Annotated in this window: 20 protein-coding genes; 5 read left to right on the top strand and 15 right to left on the bottom strand. The window is 37.0% G+C overall.

The genetic code is table 11. The features are described 5' to 3' along the window. Position 1: 1 nt before the first annotated feature. Complete coding sequence (locus IGK86_RS11770; RefSeq protein WP_002359452.1) at positions 2-916, bottom strand: Gfo/Idh/MocA family protein; 915 nt, start codon at positions 914-916, stop codon at positions 2-4. Between the two features lie 206 nt (positions 917-1,122). On the opposite strand from IGK86_RS11770, the gene IGK86_RS11775 reads away from it, so the two are divergent. From IGK86_RS11775 to IGK86_RS11785, 3 genes are all read left to right on the top strand, one after another. After that, positions 1,123-1,878, top strand: coding sequence for an exodeoxyribonuclease III (locus tag IGK86_RS11775; RefSeq protein WP_010824848.1), 756 nt, complete (start codon positions 1,123-1,125; stop codon positions 1,876-1,878). A gap of 34 nt (positions 1,879-1,912) precedes the next feature. Beyond that, the gene (locus tag IGK86_RS11780) at positions 1,913-2,446 is read left to right on the top strand and encodes a 3'-5' exonuclease (protein ID WP_002356400.1); all 534 of its coding nucleotides are present in this window, start codon (positions 1,913-1,915) and stop codon (positions 2,444-2,446) included. 120 nt (positions 2,447-2,566) lie between these two features. Further along, positions 2,567-3,157, top strand: a complete 591-nt coding sequence (locus tag IGK86_RS11785) for a hypothetical protein (protein ID WP_016616648.1) — start codon at positions 2,567-2,569, stop codon at positions 3,155-3,157. An 88-nt stretch (positions 3,158-3,245) separates the two neighbouring features. Here IGK86_RS11785 and IGK86_RS11790 read toward each other — a convergent pair whose 3' ends face one another. The 14 genes from IGK86_RS11790 to IGK86_RS11855 all read right to left on the bottom strand — a co-directional run bounded on the left by IGK86_RS11790 (position 3,246) and on the right by IGK86_RS11855 (position 18,648). After that, a complete protein-coding gene (locus IGK86_RS11790; RefSeq protein WP_438742516.1) occupies positions 3,246-4,928 on the bottom strand; it encodes an FAD-dependent oxidoreductase in 1,683 nt (560 codons plus the stop codon). A gap of 96 nt (positions 4,929-5,024) precedes the next feature. Next, positions 5,025-5,588, bottom strand: a complete 564-nt coding sequence (gene ahpC / locus IGK86_RS11795; protein WP_016616650.1) for an alkyl hydroperoxide reductase subunit C — start codon at positions 5,586-5,588, stop codon at positions 5,025-5,027. A gap of 240 nt (positions 5,589-5,828) precedes the next feature. After that, positions 5,829-6,518, bottom strand: coding sequence for an O-methyltransferase (locus IGK86_RS11800; RefSeq protein WP_002381418.1), 690 nt, complete (start codon positions 6,516-6,518; stop codon positions 5,829-5,831). A gap of 613 nt (positions 6,519-7,131) precedes the next feature. Continuing rightward, a complete protein-coding gene (locus IGK86_RS11805) occupies positions 7,132-8,136 on the bottom strand; it encodes a lipoate--protein ligase (protein WP_002356394.1) in 1,005 nt (334 codons plus the stop codon). A gap of 32 nt (positions 8,137-8,168) precedes the next feature. Continuing rightward, on the bottom strand, positions 8,169-8,909 hold the full coding sequence (locus IGK86_RS11810) for an MBL fold metallo-hydrolase (RefSeq protein ID WP_002356393.1): 741 nt from the start codon (positions 8,907-8,909) through the stop codon (positions 8,169-8,171). Between the two features lie 145 nt (positions 8,910-9,054). After that, positions 9,055-9,846: a DUF975 family protein gene (locus tag IGK86_RS11815; protein WP_002365061.1), complete on the bottom strand. Its 792-nt coding sequence runs from the start codon at positions 9,844-9,846 to the stop codon at positions 9,055-9,057. A 20-nt stretch (positions 9,847-9,866) separates the two neighbouring features. After that, complete coding sequence (locus IGK86_RS11820) at positions 9,867-10,949, bottom strand: M42 family metallopeptidase (RefSeq protein WP_002367214.1); 1,083 nt, start codon at positions 10,947-10,949, stop codon at positions 9,867-9,869. Positions 10,950-11,161: 212 nt separating this feature from the next. After that, positions 11,162-12,436 carry a D-alanyl-lipoteichoic acid biosynthesis protein DltD gene (gene dltD, locus IGK86_RS11825; RefSeq protein ID WP_010707183.1) on the bottom strand — a complete coding sequence of 425 codons (1,275 nt, stop codon included), beginning with the start codon at positions 12,434-12,436 and terminating at the stop codon, positions 11,162-11,164. Beyond that, a complete protein-coding gene (gene dltC, locus IGK86_RS11830; protein WP_002356389.1) occupies positions 12,436-12,672 on the bottom strand; it encodes a D-alanine--poly(phosphoribitol) ligase subunit DltC in 237 nt (78 codons plus the stop codon). Before dltC ends, dltD begins: the two co-directional genes overlap by 1 nt. 32 nt (positions 12,673-12,704) lie before the next feature. Beyond that, entirely contained in the window at positions 12,705-13,910 is a 1,206-nt protein-coding gene (gene dltB / locus IGK86_RS11835) for a D-alanyl-lipoteichoic acid biosynthesis protein DltB (protein ID WP_002382500.1), read from the bottom strand. Further along, entirely contained in the window at positions 13,907-15,427 is a 1,521-nt protein-coding gene (gene dltA / locus IGK86_RS11840; protein ID WP_016616651.1) for a D-alanine--poly(phosphoribitol) ligase subunit DltA, read from the bottom strand. Before dltA ends, dltB begins: the two co-directional genes overlap by 4 nt. Positions 15,428-15,441: 14 nt before the next feature. Continuing rightward, positions 15,442-15,591: a teichoic acid D-Ala incorporation-associated protein DltX gene (locus tag IGK86_RS11845; protein ID WP_002356384.1), complete on the bottom strand. Its 150-nt coding sequence runs from the start codon at positions 15,589-15,591 to the stop codon at positions 15,442-15,444. Positions 15,592-15,794: 203 nt separating this feature from the next. Beyond that, positions 15,795-17,891, bottom strand: coding sequence for an ABC transporter permease (locus tag IGK86_RS11850; RefSeq protein WP_002392853.1), 2,097 nt, complete (start codon positions 17,889-17,891; stop codon positions 15,795-15,797). Beyond that, on the bottom strand, positions 17,881-18,648 hold the full coding sequence (locus IGK86_RS11855; RefSeq protein ID WP_002356382.1) for an ABC transporter ATP-binding protein: 768 nt from the start codon (positions 18,646-18,648) through the stop codon (positions 17,881-17,883). Before IGK86_RS11855 ends, IGK86_RS11850 begins: the two co-directional genes overlap by 11 nt. Before the next feature lie 405 nt (positions 18,649-19,053). Between IGK86_RS11855 and nrdD the strand changes: the two genes are divergently transcribed. Together nrdD and nrdG are read left to right on the top strand one after the other, a co-directional pair. Next, a complete protein-coding gene (gene nrdD, locus IGK86_RS11860; protein ID WP_016616652.1) occupies positions 19,054-21,237 on the top strand; it encodes an anaerobic ribonucleoside-triphosphate reductase in 2,184 nt (727 codons plus the stop codon). A gap of 32 nt (positions 21,238-21,269) precedes the next feature. Beyond that, the gene (nrdG, locus tag IGK86_RS11865; RefSeq protein WP_002356379.1) at positions 21,270-21,866 is read left to right on the top strand and encodes an anaerobic ribonucleoside-triphosphate reductase activating protein; all 597 of its coding nucleotides are present in this window, start codon (positions 21,270-21,272) and stop codon (positions 21,864-21,866) included. The last annotated feature ends 43 nt before the right edge of the window (positions 21,867-21,909 follow it).

The raw sequence follows: 21,909 nt of genomic DNA on the forward strand, positions 1-21,909 counted from the left end.
TTTAAAGAACATGCCGTTGTTGTTGGCGTAGCATTTCTTCACATAACGCATGACTTTCATAGACTTTTTCTTGCTTTAACTCTTGCTCTTGCGGTTTTTGAATGGCCTGAATGAAAGCAGTAACCATTTGGTAAAAACCTCTTTTTTCCAATGTCGGCGTCCAATCCCCCATCTCTTTTACTTGGTATTCTTCTTCTGTTTGGATGGTCAAATGCGTTAAATTTTCCAAGCGATAAGTACCTGTGGGGCTGGTGACTTCAAAAGTTTCTGTATTGGCCCCAGAGTGTAAATCCATGGAACAAACAATCGTTGTCTGTTCGGTTTCTAATTGTAAAATTGCTCGTTTTAAATGACCGTTTTCTTCCACTAATTTTGACTGCACCACGTGGAGCGGTCCTTCCGCTAAATAAACTGCGGTATCAACGACATGTAAAAATAAATCATACATCATAAAACTTGTTTCTCTCGTTGTATTGATGCGGTTCTTTTTAATAAAAATTGTTTGTTTTTCAGGAATATTTTTCAATACTTCCGTATAAGGGGCAAAACGACGATTGAAGCCAACCATCAGGCGCAGATTTTTTGCTGCTGCTAATGCTTGTAATTCTTTGACTTCAGCAAGCTCTTCACTTAAAGGTTTGTCCACAAAGACGTGAATACCAGCCTGTAATAATTGGCGAACAACTGCGCCATGCACTTTTGTGGCTACATGGACAAAACAAGCATCAATCTTTGCTTCAATCAATTCTTCTATGGTCCCAACGGTTTCTGTAAAGCCATACTGATCAGCGATTTTTTGTCGTGTTTCTGGGTTTCTAGTTGCTAATACAAACTCTGCCAAGTGGCGGCATTCACTATAAGTTGGCAAATACGCTTTTTGTGCAATGTTTCCTAAACCAATGACTCCAATTTTCATTCGTTTGTCCTCATTTCTGCTCTTTTTACTATTTTATCATAGACTACTTCTTTCCAAAAATCAGTCATTTTCTCTTTTTCTTTTCAAGTATTTAAAACTTCTTTAAAAAGTATTAGAATAGAAGAAAGCACCAAGCGACCTTTTCTTTGGTTCTGGTTTGCACTGAAACGAGCAAAAGCGTTTCTTATTTGAAAGGAGTTTCAACAATGAAATGTATTTCTTGGAATGTCAACGGCTTACGAGCGGTTGTTAAAAAGAATTTTATGGATGTTTTTAATGAATTAGATGCAGATTTTTTCTGTTTACAAGAAACAAAATTACAAGCTGGGCAAATTGATTTAGAACTTCCTGGCTATCATCAGTATTGGAATTACGCCGAAAAAAAAGGCTATTCTGGCACAGCAATTTTCGCTAAAGAAGAAGCGTTAAGTGTTCGCTATGGCTTAGGTATCGAGGCTCACGATCAAGAAGGCCGCGTGATCACTTTAGAATATCCAGAATTTTTCATGGTCACTTGCTACACACCAAACTCACAAGCTGAACTAAAGCGTTTAGCTTATCGAATGACATGGGAAGATGCGTTTCGTGCCTATTTAAACGAATTAAATCAAGAAAAACCCGTAATTCTTTGCGGTGATTTAAACGTAGCTCATCAAAAGATTGATTTAAAAAATTGGAAAACCAATCAAAAAAATGCGGGATTCACGTCTGAAGAACGGCAAAAATTTACTGAGTTGTTAGACAGTGGCTTCACTGATACATTCCGTTATTTTTATCCAGAAGCTGAAGGCATTTACTCATGGTGGAGTTATCGCTTTAACGCACGAAAAAATAACGCAGGTTGGCGGATTGACTATTTCGTTGTGTCAGAATCCTTGAATGAACGTTTAGTCAGTGCTAAAATCCATACAGATATTCTTGGTAGTGATCATTGTCCAGTGGAAGTTGTACTTGATTTTTAAGTGTTACTCAACGCGTTGAAAGGAGTTTTTTTTAATGAACTTTTACGCTTTTGACTTTGAAACAGCTAGTTATGATAAACATAGTGCCTGTTCCATTGCAATTGTTAAAGTAGAAAATAGTCGGATTGTGGATGAATTTTACACGTTAATCAAACCAGAAACACCTTTTTTCTGGCGAAATACGCAAATTCACGGCATTCATGAATCAGATGTTGTCAATGCGCCCAAATTCCCTGAAGTATGGCAACAAATTCAGCATTGTTTTCAACCAAATCGGTTAGTGGTCGCTCACAATGCAAGTTTCGATTGTAGTGTTTTGGCTGGCTGTTTAGATTACTATGGCTTAGAACAACCTAATTACCTTTCTTTATGTACAGTCAAAACGAGTCGCAAACTGTTTCCTGAATTTCCTAATCATAAATTAAATACCGTTTGTGAAAACCTCAATATCACTTTAAATAATCATCATGATGCTTTAGAAGATAGCCGAGCTTGTGCCGAAATTCTTTTACAGCAAGAACAACGATTTGGGGTTGAACCTTTAAAAAAATTAGTATTGGTGAAATAATCCAGTTCTTGTTTCCAGCGAAGGCGTTATCTCTTTCAGTGGCTAGTTGGCAGGAGATAACGTCTTTTCTTTTACATAACTTTTCCGCTAAAACAAAAATTTTTCAGAAAGGACGCGATGATGTATTCGATTCTTTACTTATTCACAGACTCTCTCAAAAATGCGTGGCGCTCAAAAAACCAATTTAGTACGTTGATTCTTATCTTTATTATTAGTTTTCTGACTTTTTCTGCTCTATTATTGACTTTGTTGTTTTCTCGATGGCTTTCACAAATGATTCTTCTTGATAATTATGCAGTGATTCCTCCCTTGAAAATTTTCAGAGGTTTGGCTGGAATCAGCGCTGGAACACTCTTTTTCTTCCTGATTAGTTATATTTGCCGAACTTTCTTCCTAACTTTTTTAGAGCAAAAAAACGACTTACTGATCTTAGCTCTTTTAGGTACGACAAAATTACAAATTTTAATTAGCTATGCCTTACAACCCCTCTATTATTTGATTTTTGTTTTGCCTTTAGCTGCTTTTCTAGCTAATAAGCTCATTCAACAGTTTATCCATGATTTTTTCAGCGAGGTACCTGGTTTAATGCATATCGATAGCTACATGCAAGATGTCTTTTTACCACTAACAGGAAGCCTGTTGTTCATTTGCTGTTGTGTCTTTTTAATTCTTTTTAGGAAACTCAATCGCCTAATCAAAAGAGGTACTTGACTAACTATGCGAAAAAAGTGAGAAATACATCATCTCGACGTATTTCTCACTTTTTTGAATGACTTAGGTCTTTATTTTTCCGCCTCTTTTAAGCCAAGGCTTCAATAATTTCGGTCATTGTTTTTGAACCAAAAATCATTTGTTCTCCATCAATTAGCATTGCTGGAACGCTCATAATTTTCTTTTCTTTTTTCAACTCTGGAAATAGACTAATGTCCAACATTTCTGCTTCCACATGAGGATTAATTGATGCAATATGTTGGCAAGCCGCCACGACATCGGGACAGAAATGACATGTTAGTGAAACAAAGATTTCTATTTTTCTTTTTGGCAATGCAAGTATGTTCTTTTGCAGACTTGCTTCTAACGGCTGCCCCTCGCTGCCGACATTATAAACCGCCAAAACCAACGAGTTTACTTCATGGCCACTAGGAATACCACTAAATTTAATTCCTGTATAGTTTCCTGCCGTATCTAAGAGCACAACGCTAGGCATTTTTTCAATCCCATACAGCAATTCTTTGGCTGGCTCAGTATCTTTCAAAATCGTTTCTAAAGTAATCTTCTGATCCAGACTTGCAAATTCTGTTAAGAATGACTGAAGTTCCAATGATTTTTCATCACTTGCATCCAAAAACTGAAGCAATGTCACTTTTTTGGTTAGTTTAGCGAAAATACCGCTTAATTGTTGGCGCATACTTTCTGGGAACCACTGATGCTTACCAGTAACTTTCGCTGGCTGTTTTTCTTTTGGTTGCTGACTGTTTGTTTCAGGGGCAGATTGATTAGCTAATCGTTCAGTCATTCGCTTCGTTACAATCGGTTGGCCCGCCTGTGTTTTTTGTTCTGTCACGTAACGTTGCGCATGAGTGGCGGCAATTGCACCGTCTGCAACCGCCGTCACAATTTGACGTAATTCTTTTATTCGTAAATCTCCTGCTGCATAAACTCCTGGAATATTGGTTTCCATATTTTCAGTTGTTGGCACATACCCACGGTCTAAGGCAATTTTCCCTTCAAAAATTTCTGTACTTGGTTTATTTCCAGCAAAAACAAACAGACCAAATGTACTGTCTTTTGGCGCTTCATAAACCGTTTCTTCTCCCGTCTGGTTATTGACAAACACAGCTTTCCGGACAAAATCATCTCCCGTAATTTCTTTCACTTCTGTGTTATAAACAATCTTAATTTTCGGGTGATTTTTGGCCGCCTCCGCAGTTAATTTTGCACATGTAAAATCAGGTTCTCGGATAATCATCGTTACTGATTTACCGTAACGTGTCAAATAAACGGCCTCTTCCGCTGCTGCATAACCGCCACCAATCACAAAAATATCTAGGCCTTGGAAAAACTCCCCATCACAAGTAGAACAATAGGCCACGCCGCGTCCTGTAAATTCACTTTCACCAGGGAAACCAATTTTACGAGCAGAGGCCCCTGTCGCAATCAATACTGCATATGCTTGGTAGGTTTGACTCGCCGATTGAACAGTTTTTATCGTTTGACTAAAATCAACATCAATAATCTCGTCTTTTGTAAAAGCTACACCGAAGTCTTGTGCTTGAATGCGCATTTCTTCCATTAGTTCTGGACCTGTTGTGTGACGAATCGCTGGATAGTTCACAATTTCAGAAGTCGTCGTTACCTGTCCGCCAATTTTGTCTTTTTCAATAATTAAGGTATCCATCATTGCGCGACCTGCATAGATACCTGCAGATAAAGCAGCTGAGCCGCCACCAATAATAATCAAATCGTAGATTTCTTCTGTCACTTGCTTCTCCTCTTTCTTCTGTGTTTCAGAAAAAGAGCTGAACAAAACATTTTCTCTGTTTTATCCAACTCTTTGACCTCTATTTACAAAGCGAATTTAAATTTTACCAACTAAATCTAAGCTTGGTGCAATTGTTTCTTCTCCTGGTTGCCAATTGGCTGGACAAACTTTATCACCATGTTCTGCTACAAATTGAGAAGCTTCTAATTTACGAACAAGTTCTTCAGCATTACGACCAATACCCATGTCGTTGATTTCATAAGATTTGATGTCCCCTTCTGGACTCACAATAAATGAAGCACGGTAAGCCATTCCAGAAGCTTCATCTAAAACGCCAAAGAAACGAGCAAGTTGACCGTTGGGATCGGCTAACATTGGATATTTAATTTTTCCAATCGTTTCTGTAGCGTCAGCCCATGCTTTATGCACATAATGACTATCTTCTGAAACAGAGTAAACCTCACAATTTAATTCCTGTAAATGCGCATAATGCTCTTGCATATCCCCTAATTCCGTAGGACACACGAAAGAAAAATCAGCTGGATAAAAGAAGAAAATACTCCATTTTCCTAAAATATCTTCTTTTGATACTCGTGTAAATTCACCATCGTGATAGGCATCACATTCAAAGTCAAAAAGTTTTTGATTAATTAAATTCATTGTCGTTCCTCCTCTGTTTTTTTACTCTTTAAGGATAACAGTTTATAATTATTCCGTCAATAGAATAATTATAAACAAATGAGGTTTTATTAACGCATAATACTGTCCTATTGAGAATTTTCTGATTATCATTCTCAATTAGAAATAGCGAGATAACTTTTTAAATAACATAAAAAAGAAAGCGAATCATTAAAAGAACTTGCTTTTTAATGATTCGCTTTCTTTTTGTGAAGACATTCTTTAACTATCTAAAATAATCGTTTCTTTCTCTTTGGTAATTAAAATAACTCCATCACCAAGAGGAACTAAAGTAGAAGTTAAATCAGGATGCGCCATGACTACATCTAAAAATTGGTTTAATTTACGATGAATCGCTCGATTTTTTTTCGGTACTTCCTCAGCAGGGTCTAAAATTGTCCCAGCTTGAAATACATCATCCACCATCAAAACGCCGCCAACTGGTAGCAACCGTAAACATTCAGGTAAAAATTCAATGTATTTTGATTTGGCACTATCCATAAAAATAAAGTCATAAGGTCCTTCCAACGTTGGTAGAATCTCAGCTGCTTGTCCTTCTAAAAGAGTGACCTTTTCTTCTAAGTCTAGGCGTTGGTAGGTTTTCTTCGCTTTTTTTATCATTACGTCAAAACGATCAATCGTGGTCACGTGACCATCTTCACCGACAAATTGGGCCATCAAGCTTGAAGAAAAACCAATTGCTGCCCCGATTTCTAAAATATTTTTGGGCTTTAGTTGTCCTAGCAAAAATTGTAGAAAAACTACTGTTTCGTGCGGAATAATCGGCACCCCTGCTTCATTGGCTTCCGCCTCCACTGCACCTAATTCTCCGGGAAGTTTCTTTTGTTTTGTACGCATATACTCAACCAATTCTGGTTTAACGACTGGTCGATGCATCATTTCGTTTCTCATCACTTTCGCTCCTTTTCGTCCCTTTATTATACGAAGTCCTTGTTCCTCTGTAAAGGATTGAAATAGGATTCTTAGTATTTGTTTGAAAATAACATGCACATTCTTAACTTCCTAGCTAAGTGCGGATTACTTCTTGTAAGCACATTTTTTCTTTGTTTCTGCTATTTTTTATTAAGTTTTATTCAGAAAACGTCAAAAAGTAGCCCTCAAGAACATACCTATTGATTTTTTCTCGTTATTTCTTATAAAAATATTTCTACATATGTTAATATTTTCCCTTAAATCACTATTAATTCTTGCTATTTCAAGCCCCAAAACAAGCCTATAACCTTGCCAAAATAAGAAACGTCAAATTTTACTACTTTGTCTGTAAAAATTTGATATCACAAAAGAAAGGAAATCTTGTATACTCTTTACAGATAGTGATTTATAGTGAAGCACATAACCAAATTCCCGGACTTGACTTGGTTCAAGTACATATGCAGGCGAGCTATTTGATAGTTCCCTGATAAAAATCGTTTCGACGATTTTGCACATAGCACTACCTTTCTAAAAGCTAAAAATTATTTTTAGCTAGAAAAAAGACAACCGTTTGAAACGGCTGTCTTTTTTTTTAATAAATTAACCCAAGCAAATCTTCTTTTTCGATATTGCCAAAGTATTTTTTAACGTCAATTTGATCAATGGCTTCTTCTAAAGAAGCTTTATCATATTTCACGCCGGTTAAAATATCTTCAACATCTTTAATTTCACCAAGCCCAAAGAAGTCCCCAAAGATTTTAATTTCTTGAATGGCACCATCCGCCACGTTCATTTTCATTTCAATTGAACCAATTGGAAAACGATGGCGACGTTCTAAGTTAAATGCAGGTGATTTACCATAATTCCAATCCCAATTGCGATAGTATTGCTCTGAAATTTTGTTAATAGCCGCCCAGTCTTGATCAGTTAATTCATACGTTTTAACTTGGTCGATCGAATCTACGCCGAAAATTTTCAAAAGAATTTCTTGGCGGAATTCTTCCGTTGTCATCTCTTGTTTATCTTCAGATAAAAATGGTTTAATGTTTGTTACCCGTGAACGAACAGACTTGATACCTTTAGATTCGATTTTATCTTTCCGTACTTTCAATGTATTTACAACTTCATCAATATCACTATCAAACATTAAGGTTCCATGTGCAAACATGCGGCCGTTGGTAGCGTACATCGCATTTCCTGAAAACTTCATATCATTAATCACTAGGTCATTGCGCCCTTTTAATTCGGCACCTTCAACGCCTAAGTCGTGCAATGCTTGAATAATTGGTTGGGTAACTTTCGCAAAATCACGGAAAGAGTTGCCGTCATCTGGCATAATAAAACTAAAATTCAAATTACCATGATCATGATAAACGGCGCCGCCGCCACTTAAGCGACGAACAACATGAATGCCGTGCTCATCTACATATTCTTTGTTAATTTCTTCAATTGTATTTTGGTTACGGCCAATAATGATTGACGGCTCGTTAATGTAAAATAAAAGAATGGGCTCATCTAAAGGCATTTCTGTTAACAAATATGTTTCAATTGCTAAGTTCACTCGTGGGTCATTATTTTCATTCGGTACAAAAATCACAATCGGTTCTCTCCCTTGGTATAGTTACTTTTTTAAATCTCAACTGTTAAATCTGGTTGGGCTAATGTCACTGGAATTTCCGTTCCAGCATAGTTTTGCGCTTCTTCACGTAGTTGTTCCAATGACCCATGTTGTGGTAAATGGGTCAACATCAATTGTTTGACTTGTGCTGCTTTGGCAATTTCACCCGCTTCTCTTGACGTAAAATGTGCATGATGTCGTTCATTACCTTCAAATAAGTACGTATCCGCTAAGAATAAATCAGCGTCTTTTGCAAAGTCTTCAAAACTTGCTAAGTAACCAGAGTCTCCTGTAAAGACAAAGACTTTGCCAGTCGCTTTTTCAACAATCCGCATCGCGTAACAAGTGACAGGATGAATCGTTTCCATGAAAGTAATTAAAAATGGTCCTACTGCCAACTCTTCTGCTTCAAAATACTCTTTCCCTTCGGAAACGTTAGGAAGCGTTAGTTCTTTGAAATGCATTTGATCTTGTGTATGGCCATATATTGGCAAAATAGGCGTCGGTTCCAGCGTTGGATAAAGCTGACGATAATATTGCAAAACACCTAAATCTGCGATATGGTCATGATGGTAATGCGACAGAATGACAGCATCTAATTTCAATGGATCTAGATAGTTTTCTAAACGCACTAATGTCGTACTGCCTGCATCAATAAGCAAATGAAAGCCTTCAGATTCTAACAAATAGGAACTCGTTCCTTCTCCTTTGTATGGATAAGCACCTAAACAGCCTAAGACAGTCAATTTCATGTGTGGACAACCTCCTTCAATACGATACTTCCATGTTACCATAAAATAACGGAAAAACGAGGTTAAAACGCTTAAATTTTCACAAAAAGACCAAAGAAAAAACCTGAATCCTTTGTCGAGATAACAAAGGATTCAAGCTTCTATTTTATTCTTCGGCTAAACCTTTTTCTTCTAAGGCAGTTTGATAAAAACTAGCTAATGCTACATAGTTATAAGGAATCACCCATAGTAGACCGATACCAATAGCTAAAAAGCCCACAATATACCAACCAATAAAAGAAAATTGTAAACATAAATATTGCCAAAAACGATTTTTCATTAAATATAACGCCTGTTTCAATGCCATCATAATTGGCAGTTCTGGATTATCAAAACGTAGCCACACAGCAAATTGAAAAACGCCACTCACAAATAAACCAATTAAAAAGATCAAGATAGTGGCAACGCCAAATGCTAGGAAAAAGGAAAAATCATTTAAGAAAAAGGCTTGGATTTCCTCTGGTGTAACTGTATTAAACATCAATTTGAAATACAAGGTTGTCCCTGCCCCAAATAAAATTGGTAACAAAAATAACAAACCAATTACACGTTCAAGTACTTTTTGAAGTAGGTTGACCACAAATAGCGGACCATAATATTTTCCTTGAAAAACACTCATTAAAATATTGACCCGCACCTTTTCACCACGCAACACCTTCAAGGCTGCGTAATATAGCGCATAACTTAACGCGAATAAAACAAAAATTTGCAGTAATACTGCGGCAAAACTACTTTGAAAAACTTGATTTTCACCAGAAAATAAATTTTGCACAATCGATGTTAAGAAGCTCTGTAAAACCACTCCTAAGAAAGTTAACCAAGCCATGATCCCCCATTGCCCATCAAGGGCTCTGCGAGCATTGGCACGATGTTGCGAATTTGTTACTAAACTTTTCATTCATTCCATCCTTTCTGAAACTAATAACTAGTCAATTTAGCGACTGTTTCTTTATCTAGACGTTTCACCACTTCTGTGACTAATTTGACTGTGTTGAAATAATCATCTTCATGAATAACTGAGGTATGTGAATGCAGATATCTAACAGGCACCGTGATGGCTAATGATGGAATCCCGTTGCGCGTTAAATGCATGCGACCAGCATCCGTACCTCCCCCTGTAATTACTGTATATTGGAAGGGAATGTTATTTTCTTCCGCCACTTGAATAACAAAATCACGTAATTTTTTATGCGGAATCATTGATGCATCATAAATCAAAATTTGTGGCCCTTCACCTAAAACAGAGTCGGCTTCTTTAGGTGTCATTCCTGGTGTGTCACCAGCTGTTCCTGTGTCTAAAGCAAACGCTATGTCTGGATTCACAAGATGCGTACTTGTTTGCGCACCGCGTAGCCCGACTTCTTCTTGCACATCACTGCCTGCAAATAAAATATTGGGGTGCCCTTCTGTCGCTAAATTTTCTAAAACTTTTAATGAAACGGCCGTACCAATTCGGTTATCCCACGCTTTTGCCAATAAAAATTTTGTATCATTCATGCGACGATAGTCAATATATGGTGTCACCATATCCCCTGGATGAATCCCCCATTCTGCAACTTGTTGATCGCTACTTGCACCAATATCAATAAACATATCTGCAATCTCATAGGGTTTGTTACGAACTTCCGCTGTTAACACATGCGGTGGTTTAGACCCAATGACACCATGGTAAACCTTACCAGTCGTGGTTTTAATCTGAACTTGTTGGGCCAACATCACTTGCCCCCACCAACCGCCAACGGTTTGAAATTTTAAAAAGCCTTTTTCTGTGATTTGGGTAACCATGAAACCGACTTCATCCATATGCCCAGAAATATAGACTTTTGGTCCTTCTTTATCACCAACATTTTTTGCAATAATACTGCCAAGGCCATCATATAAAAATTTATCCGCATACGGTGCTGCATACTTTTTAAATAACGAACGTACTTCGTCTTCATTCCCAGCAATCCCTTTAGCACTTGTTAAATCAATTAACATTTTTTCTTCTTTTGCATCCATAAAAATAACTCCCCTCAAAAACCAATTTTATCCATTATACCACGAACTAAAAAAATACTTACAAAAAATAAATTGAGCAACGTTCTCCACTAAAAGTAAACGAAAAAACAGCCTGCACGCTCGTTATTCAACGGCAGGTACAGGCTATTTTCATTGTTACGAAGCGTTTCTAGTCCGCTTCAGATAATTGGTACTTGATCCATCTTGCCTTCTTAAAATTGAGGTAAGACCAATGGATTTTGTTGTTGCCAATCTGTCTGATAAAAACGATCATCAATTTGATACGCTAACTTTTTAGACGCAGGTTGTTTCATAAATTCATCTACTTGACGATCAACAGCGAGCCAACCACGCCAACCTAAATGAATCGTGTCCGCCATAAAGTAGCGTTCATTACTACATGTTGAGAAGTCAGCAATGTTAGTAAACCCTTGCTCTTGAAGTTGATATTTCAGCTTGCGTGCTACTTGTTGCAACATATCTTGTGACAAGCCCGTATAGTCCGACCAACGTTTGTTAACAGGTGGGATTACAAATAAAACATCGACATTTTTTTCTGCTAACTGTTCTAACGCAGCTTGGAAATCACCATATTCTGGAGAAAAACGGTAATCCCATTTCTTTTGTGAATGAGCTAATTTCGGTAAAACTGGTTTAATCCGTTGGCGATAAAAACCGTTACTAATTTCAAATTTATTATTATTAATGGCTTTTGCCGCAATTTTTCCAGCTAGCTGATCTAATTCATTAAAATTATACGTAGAAGGTAATTGTTTCATATCTTTTTCAACAATTGGTTCTCTGCTAACCATGCCAATTTGGCTAAACAATTCATCTTCACGATTCAAGAAACGGAGATTCATTATAAAATAATCTCGTTGAGAGCGTTGGGGAAGTTGCCCAGCCTGCAGATTTGCCAAAGTTTCCATTAAGACTTTGTCTTTTTGAACAACTGGAAATTTGGTCAAACGTTGTGCTAGATATTGGTCACCGCTGGTTAATTCGGTTAAATTAGCTAACCATTGATAGGTTTGTAATTGTGAATAGTGTGCACCAAAACTATCATTAGGTACACCCTTTTTGACAAACCATTGCGGAGATAAAATAAAGACCGCTTTCTTATTGGCAATCGCATCGCCCATCGAATGAATGACCATTGCTTGGGTTAATGACTGTGTGCCCGCTTCTCCTAGTAAAAACGGTCGGTAGTTCCGTTGATACTTTTCAGAGAGCACACTAGGGTGGAAAGCACTAAATCGACTTAATTCAGAAGAGCCAAAAAAAGGAACATATTTACCAGAAGCCACTGCTTTGTTTTTAATCACATTGCCTTTTAAAACGTTCGGTGCCATTGACGTTGATGCTTCCTTCAACGTTTTTTCGGAAGTTAAATTGATTCTGAACGGTGCAAAAAAGAACACTGCAACCAAGACCGCTGAACAAAGCACTGGACCTAAGATTCTGATTAGTCGTTTTTTTCTAGACATTATTGTAAAGCTTCCACTTGTTGAATGATTTGTTTTGGTGTTCCCCATACTTCACGGTCAAAGTCTGATACAGGAACTTGGATTCCTAATTGTCCTTCAATTTCTACTAATAATTGAACCGTTGCTAAAGAGTCCAATAATCCTTCTTCAAATAATTGAATGTCTTGATTGTTCACAACTTCGTCTGTTCCTGTAATATCTTCTAAAATGTTTAATACTGTTTCTTGAATGTTCATTGTAAATTGCCCCTTTATATTTTTATTTTTGTTTATTTAAACCATAGTTTGTCTAAAAATCCTGAGAAAATCAGGAAGCTGACACAAACCGCTTGGAAAGTTAAAAAGACTGCAAATGCATGTGTAAATTTGTTTGATGGTATCTTGTCTTTATGTTTTTTCTTAAAACGTAGCCAAGCATCTGTTACACAAATTAGTGTTGCATGGTAGAGCCCATAAGCGATGTAGAACCACGTTAATCCATGCCAAATGCCCATGATTAAGAACAACGCAAAGTAACCAATATTAGAAGTCACAATCCGACTCTTAAAGACTTTCTTTTTCATTAAGAAAAACATTAAGCGCATGTAAATGTAATCACGGAACCAAAAAGATAAGGTCATGTGCCAACGATTCCAGAATTCTTTAATATTCCAACTTAGGAACGGTTTGTTAAAGTTCATTGGTGTATCATAGCCCATTAAATAACTTGTGCCAACGGCCAGTAAACTATAGCCTGCGAAATCAAAGAATAGATACAAACTGTAATTATACATATAGCCGACTGTCCACCAAGATAAACCACCTTGTGCCAAGGCCATTTTTTCCACATGTGGTAAAAAGACACCACCAAGATAATGACTGATAATAAACTTATATAAAAATCCTAGAAATAAATAAAAAATTCCTTTTTCTAAAAAGTCTAAATATTTCTCCGCACTCGGCGGGTTTTTCAAATCTTTTTCAAAGCGCCGATAACGATCGATGGGTCCTGAAGAAATAGTCGGGAAAAACAAGAGAAACTGAATGTACCGAAACGGATGATATTCTTTCATTACGCCATCCCGTAAATCCATGACCACTTGGACCGCTTTAAAGGTTAAATAAGAAATCCCTAAAAAGCCAAGTAAGGTTGTTTTGCCTGTCATGAAGGGAGAAACTTTCACCCAAACAAGCGGTAATATAGCTAAAAAGACAGCCAGATAAAAGACCCAACCTGCATTTTTATTTTTTCGATAAGCCGCATAGCCCCACGTTAGTAACGTTTGATAAATAACATATACAATCAGAGCGACTCCTTGTTGCCAAAATTCGCCACCAAAACTGATATATAGAAAGACCAGTGTCACGAGCGTTTGATACCAAGGCCAACGTGTCCCTTTAATGGCTAAAGTTAAAATCATCGGCAACAAGGCCGCAATTAGCAGAACAAAGTAATACGGTGCATTATAGGGAATCATATGAGGAAAATTCATCATGTGGCATTCACCTCATTCATCAACCCTTTCCGATCAATTTTGCCATTACTTGTCAAAGGTAATTGTTCAACATATACAAATTTTTGTGGAATCATATAGTCCATTGTCAACGTGGCTAATTCTTGTTTAATTGCCTTAGTTAATTGAAAATCACTTGAAAATTCATGTGCTTGCGGAACGACATAGGCAATTAATTGTTGGACTTTATTTCCTTGATATTTCGGCACAACGACTGCTTGTTTCACGTAGGAAACATTCGTTAAGTGATGATCCACTTCTTCTAACTCAATGCGGTAGCCATGCAATTTAATTTGAAAATCTAAGCGTCCCTCATACTGCAATAGGTTATCGACTAACTTTCCAGCATCGCCTGTGCGATAAGCTGGTACGCCATCTAATTGGAAAAAAGCTTCAGCTGTTTTCGCAGGATTATTTAGATAGCCTTTGGAAACACTTGGTCCAGCAATGACGATTTCACCAATTTCACCTGCAGGTAATTTTGACATGCCTTCCATAATATAAATTTGCGTATCCTCTTTCACATACCCGATTGGTAAACGTTGGACACTTTTTAAAACTTCTTGAGTGATTTCAATGGCACTAATCGCTACAGTCGCTTCTGTCGGCCCATACGTATTATAAATATGCGCAGTTGGGAAACGAGCGGCTAATTTCTCAGCCGTTGGTTTTGGTAATTCTTCTCCACAGAATAAAAACGTGCACAGTGCTGGTAGATGTTCACCATCGAAGCTTGGTTCCATTAGACACAATTCAATAAAGGACGGTGTTGAAACCCAGACGTCGATTGTTAATTGTGGCAAACGCGTAAATAATTGTTTAAAATCGTTAATGATTTCATTGGGTAACGGAGTTAATGAGCCGCCTAACGCCAATGCGGGATAAATAGACATCACCGATAAATCAAACGAATAAGGTGCCTGTGCTAAAAAGCGGGCCCCTTCTTCTAAACCAAAATCTTGCAACAACCAATTCGTAAAGCTAACTAAATTATCATGGCTGATTTGCACACCCTTTGGTACGCCAGTTGTCCCTGAAGTGAAAATGATATAGTAATTACTTGCTCCTGTGACAGGCGTCAACGCAGGCGCATATCGGGGTGCATGCATCATCATTTCTGTTAATTCTTCCGCCGTAATTACTGGCACTTCGGTGGCTAATTCAGGCCATTCATGCACAGCAATCACTGCGGTTGGTTTGGCTACGTTTAGAATTAGTTCAATGCGTTCTTTTGGTGTATGTGCATCAATGGGGATATAGCTAAAACCAGCTTTCGATGCGCCTAGAAAACTCACAATCATTTCAAAATCTAATTCTCCGTATACGACAATCGCTGACTTGTCCGTTTTCAGCTCAGCTAAATAAGCGGCTAGATTGTCTGACTTTTCTTTTAACTCTCCATACGTAGAGACTTTTTCTTCGGTTAAATAAACAGGACGTTGGGGTTCTTTACGTGCCCATTCATCAATCGTTTGAATCATATTAATTACTTTTTCCATATATAGCCGCCTCCTTAAAACTCGTTATAAATGAAGGTTCCTCCATTGATATTCTTGTAATGATAAAGATAAATTAATGCAATGACAATGAAAGAATAAAATAACGTTTTACCGATGAATTTAAGACTTTCGTTATTGAGAATTTTCTGAAAAGTTGTTTTCATTATCATTCACCTCCTAAGGTTAATCGCTATCCATTATTTTATGCTATATTTCAGCAAAGTCCATTGAAATTTCTTACAATTTAATAAAAAAACTAACAATTTCGTCACTTCTTAAATTTTCATGATTTTCATAAAGGGAACTCTCATAATTTTTTCGCATAAAGAAACTGTAAAAACCGCTTCACAACGGCTTTTACAGTTTTTTAAAAATGGATGTGTCGAATCATCCGCGCATAAATGGCAGACGTTAAAATATAAAAAATTAGATAAACAATTATTAAGATTCCACAAGAAAGATATACTAACAAATATCCTGGACTCTTAATAAATTGGCTTAGCAAATAAATGGCAAAGGTGGTATGCAAAATCCCAATGACCATCGGCGGAAAGAAAATCAAACTATTCTGTCGATAAATTTGCTTAGTTATCGCTTTACTAGAAACACCCATCCGTTTTAAAGTCACGTAATCTTGACGCTCACTTACAGCTGAAAACAGTTGTCGTAACATCAAAATACTGCCCGTAATAAACAACGCTAAAATTGCCACAAACATGGAGACATATAAAGTCAAGCCGTTAATTTTTCGTTCATAGCGTAAAGAGGCGTAGCGATCATTCATATTTAGCCGCCAAGTTTCTGTGACATCATCTTGCGTATTCTTTGCCTCTTCGTTAGGCATTTGTTTGGCAAAACCACTCAACTGCTGGTTATTTTTTTCATACTTATACAAAATTGGCGCTTGCCATTCTGTGGCAATCTGTTTATTTACGGCTTCATAAAGTTTTTCACGGCTTTTCGTGTCAACATTTACGGCGTTAATCTGATACTGAATGGAATTTTTTGTCACTTTCTGATAAAGGGCATCGGAAACGACAATCGTTGGTAAGGAATATTGCAATAAAAAATTGCCTAGATAGTTAGGCAGCACTTGTTGCAGTTGTGCCTTCTCTCCTTCAACAAATTGCAGTTTCGATTCATAACGAGACATACCACTTAAAATATTGGTAAAGCTATCCATATAGATAACACTTTGGTCATTTTTTAAATGTAAATCGTTTAAATAAGGATTAATTTTTTGATAGTTGCGGTAATTTGAGAAGGATAAAACATTAACTGCTTCAATCGTTTCTTGTTCCTCTTGCGCTTGACCAATTCGCAAACTTCGTTCAATTCCAGTAATTTTATAAGAAAGTGTCACTTCATTTTTTATTTTGGTGTCCTTCGCTTCATCGAGAACTTTCTTCAATTTAGGATAGCTTTCCTGTGAAACTAAAAAGTCCACGGGGCCATCACTGTTGACCGTGTGCATACTAATCGTATACACAAAAACCATCACGCCAATCCCACTCAAGGCTGTCGCAATTAACAAGGTCAAACCAGTGAGTGTTTTGCTACTTTTAAATAAGTAGCGTTTGGCATTGCCTAAAGTAATCATGCGTAAATCTTGGTAATACCATTTTTTTCTATGATTAAATAAGCGAATGATAAAATACATGGTATAACGGAAAAATAAATAAGTTCCCACCACACAGAGACCCAAAATGATAAAAGGCGTCAATGTAATAATCATTGGAATCGAGATATCCAATGAATCATTTAATTGTTTATACACAATACCTGTCGCTAAATTCCGAAAATCAAACGCAATAAAATAACCAGCCAGTAAACAAATAGGTCCTAAAATACCTAGAAACTGCCGCCGTTTCGTTAAACGACTATAATTAATTTGACCAATTTTTTCTTGGTGCATAAGCTGCGACAATGGATAACGATAAATCATCCAAATACTTCTTAAGCAGACAATCAAAATCATAAATGCAAAAGCTACACCGGTTTCAATAACGGAACGCCAAGAAATATAGAAGAAACTGGGGACTTCTAAAAACATAACTTTGGCTAAAATCATTGAAAACAACTTGGTGAAAATCACTCCTAAAATAATTCCATTAATTAGTGAAACAAAGCCTAAAACTAAATTTTCTACTAAAAAAATTAGTGAAACTTGGCTCTTTCTCAAGCCAATTAATCGATACAAGCCAATTTCTTGGCTACGTTTTCCTATAAAAAAACGATTTGCTGCCAACATAAAGCCCAAAATAATAATGGTGACTAAGGTACTACCGAGTCCTAAAGATCGCTTAATTTCGATATCACGGCCTGCACCTGCGACAAGAGGCTGGTTGTAAGCAATCGCACGGAAACAATAATAAACGACCGCTGCAAAAGTCATACTAATGTAATAAACCAGATAATTAGGTACATGAGCTTTTAAATTTTTTAATGATAGTTTAAAAATCATTTGCGCGCCCGCCTCCACCAATCGTTGCTTGCATATCTATCACACGATTAAAAAATTCCTTACGTGATCCTTGACGAACAACTTCTGAGAAAATCGCACCGTCTTTAATGAACAAGATGCGATTGCAAAAACTGGCCGTGTACGGGTCATGTGTCACCATCAAAATTGTGGCATCATCATGTAGATTAATTTCAGCTAAATATTTCAACAATTCTGTTGCTGATTTTGAATCCAGCGAGCCAGTTGGTTCATCTGCAAAAATAATTTTAGGGTTCGTAATCAAAGCACGAGCAGCTGCTACTCGTTGTTTTTGTCCCACAGAAATCTCTGGTGGATAAGCAGATAAAAGCTCCTGAATCCCCAAAATCGAAGTCACATGTAACAAACGTTTATCCATTTCTTCTAATGAAACTTTTTCTACAGCTAAAGGCAACAGAATATTGTCCTTCACATTTAACGTATCAATTAGGTTAAACGATTGAAAAATAAACCCCATTTCGTTTCTTCGAAAATCACTTAATTGATTATCTCGCATTTTTAAAATATCTTGTCCGGCGATGCGCACGATTCCTGCGGTTGGCAAAATAATCGAGGATAAGACATTCAACAGTGTCGATTTCCCAGCACCACTGGGACCCATAATCCCCACAAATTCGCCTTCATCAACGGTAAACGAAATATTATCTAATACTTCTGTTTTATTATTTAAACGACCATATGTCTTGCTGACATGGTTTACTTCTACAATTTTTTTCATTTTTCTCGCTCCAACGTTTTGTTATTACTCTTATTTTACCAAGAAAAAATCTGAATGAACATCGTTTTATCTTACAATATCGTTCGGTAGTCAAAGAATAATTGGCATTTCGTGAATAAATCCGCAAACAATTATTATTTAATAATTGTTATTTTTTAGTGTTGCTTTTAGCAATTTGGCAAAAAACTCTTTGCTGTTTTTTAATTTTGACAAAGAATTTTTTTCACGCAAAAAAATTTGCTCAATCCTTTTCTTCATTTGTTTTCATATTTTTTCAAAACAGCACAAGCACAATATATAGTGTTTGTCTAGTGATATTTTACTAAAAGTACGCAATATATCGATTGAATTTAGCCGACCTTTGTATTAGGATAGTTACTAACGAGATATAAGGAGCTGGATAAAATGATGAAGATTACTGATGAAAAAGCCGAGGATGTTAATCTCTCAACAATTAAAGTCGTCAAACGGGATGGTCGTTTAGTGACTTTCGATGATCAAAAAATATACGATGCTTTGATCAAAGCTGAACAAAAAATACATGACCAAGTCACTCCTTTGACACATCAAAAAGTCCAATCGATTGTTGCCGATGTCAATCGAGAAATTGCCGAACGTTTTACCAATAACGTAAAAATTTATGAAATTCAAAATATTGTGGAACATACTCTGCTATCCAACAACGAATATGCCTTAGCCGAAGAATACATTCATTACAGAACCCAACGTGATTTTGAGCGTAGTAAAGCGACTGATATTAATGTATCTATCGGCAAATTAATTAATAAAGATCAGACTGTCGTGAACGAAAATGCCAACAAAGACAGTGACGTTTTTAATACGCAACGTGATCTAACCGCTGGGATTGTTGGAAAATCAATTGGTTTAAAGATGTTGCCTTCACACGTGGCTAATGCCCATCAAAAAGGCGACATTCATTACCACGATTTAGATTATCATCCATATACGCCCATGACAAACTGCTGTTTAATTGATTTTAAAGGCATGCTAAACAATGGCTTTAAAATTGGGAACGCTGATGTCGAATCACCAAAATCAATTCAAACGGCCACTGCACAAATTTCTCAAATTATTGCCAATGTAGCTTCCAGTCAATATGGTGGATGCTCTGCCGATCGGATTGATGAATTATTAGCGCCTTTTGCAGAACGTAATTATGAAAAACATTTAGCAGATGCGCAAGAATGGATTGAAGGAGAAGAACGCCAAAAAGCATTCGCTCGGAAGAAAACGAAAAAAGATATTTTTGATGCCATGCAAAGTCTTGAGTATGAAATTAATACTTTATTTACTTCCAATGGACAAACCCCTTTTACTTCTCTGGGATTTGGTTTAGGTACCAACTGGTTTGAGCGAGAAATTCAACGGGCGATTTTACAAATCCGAATTAATGGTTTAGGGATTGAAAAACGAACAGCTATTTTCCCAAAACTGATTTTCACAATTAAACGCGGCGTCAATGCGCAACCTACTGATCCAAACTACGATATTAAACAACTGGCACTGGAATGCGCAACGAAACGCATGTATCCTGATGTTTTAAACTATGATAAAATCGTTGAACTAACAGGTAGTTTTAAGGTACCAATGGGCTGTCGTTCCTTTTTACAAGGCTGGAAAGACGAACAAGGTGAAGAAGTAAATGTTGGCCGAATGAATTTAGGCGTTGTGACCTTGAACTTACCAAGAATCGCTTTAGAAGCGCAAGGAAGCCAAGAAAAGTTCTGGCAAATTTTAAATGAACGTTTAGCAATCGTTAAAGATGCTTTGGTTTATCGGGTTGAACGTGTTAAAGAAGCTAAACCAGCGAATGCACCGATTTTATACATGTATGGTGCATTTGGAAAACGTTTAGCTACACAGGATGCCGTAGATGAACTGTTTAAAAACAAACGTGCCACGGTTTCACTTGGCTATATTGGCTTGTATGAAGTGGCTTCTGCCTTTTACGGCGGTGCTTGGGAGGACAATCAAGAGGCCAAAAACTTTACACTCAATATTTTAAAAGAACTGAAAAAAAATGCCGACAACTGGGGCAACAAATACGGCTATCATTTTAGTGTCTACTCTACACCGAGCGAAAGCTTGACTGACCGTTTTTGCCGTTTAGATACTGAAAAATTTGGCATCGTCGAAAATATTACAGATAAAGAATATTACACAAATAGTTTCCATTATGATGTACGCAAAAATCCAACGCCTTTTGAAAAACTTGATTTTGAAAAGGATTATCCAAAATACTGTTCTGGTGGTTTTATCCACTACTGTGAATACCCCATGTTACAGCAAAATCCCAAAGCACTTGAAGCTGTCTGGGATTACGCTTATGACAAAGTTGGCTATTTAGGAACCAATACGCCAATTGATCATTGTTATGCCTGTGGTTTTGAAGGGGACTTCCATCCAACTGAACGTGGCTTTGAATGTCCAGAATGTGGCAATCATGATCCTAAGACTTGTGATGTCGTTAAACGGACTTGTGGTTATTTAGGTAACCCGCAAGCTCGCCCAATGGTACATGGTCGTCACAAAGAAATTTCCTCTCGTGTGAAACATTTAAAAAATTAAACTCGATTATTCTATAGAAAGAAGTTTTGCTGATGCGTAATCCGAAACCACAAGAATGGAAAACCGAAGACTACAGCCAAAAAAAGATTGCCGATTACAAAGCGTTCAACTTTGTTGATGGCGAAGGTGTACGCAATAGTTTATATGTGAGTGGCTGTCTCTTTGCTTGTGAAGGTTGTTTTAACAAAGCTGTCCAAAATTTCAATTACGGTACGCCGTTTACAGAATCTTTAATGAATCAAATTATTGAAGATTTGTCCCATGACTATGTCCAAGGTTTGACTCTTTTGGGTGGTGAACCCTTTCTGAATACAGATGTTTGTCTTAGTGTAGTCAAACGTGTGCGGGAAACATTTGGCTCAGCCAAAGATATCTGGTCTTGGTCAGGGTATACCTTTGAAGAACTACTTTTAGAAACGCCTGATAAGCTTGAACTACTCCATTCAATTGACATTTTAGTCGATGGGCGTTTTGAACTGGCAAAACGTAATTTAAATTTACAATTTCGTGGCAGTAGTAATCAACGGATTATTGATGTACCCAAATCACTTGCTGCTGGCAAAGCTGTTATTTGGGAAAAATGTCATGACGCCGAAACGTCTTATGAACAAATCAAAAAATCAATTTAAAAAAGTTAGCCCTTTAGCCATCTCTTGAGGATGTGTCTAAAGG

The sequence above is a fragment of the Enterococcus sp. DIV1206 genome, assembly GCF_051712485.1.
In the GTDB taxonomy this organism is placed as follows: domain Bacteria; phylum Bacillota; class Bacilli; order Lactobacillales; family Enterococcaceae; genus Enterococcus; species Enterococcus faecalis.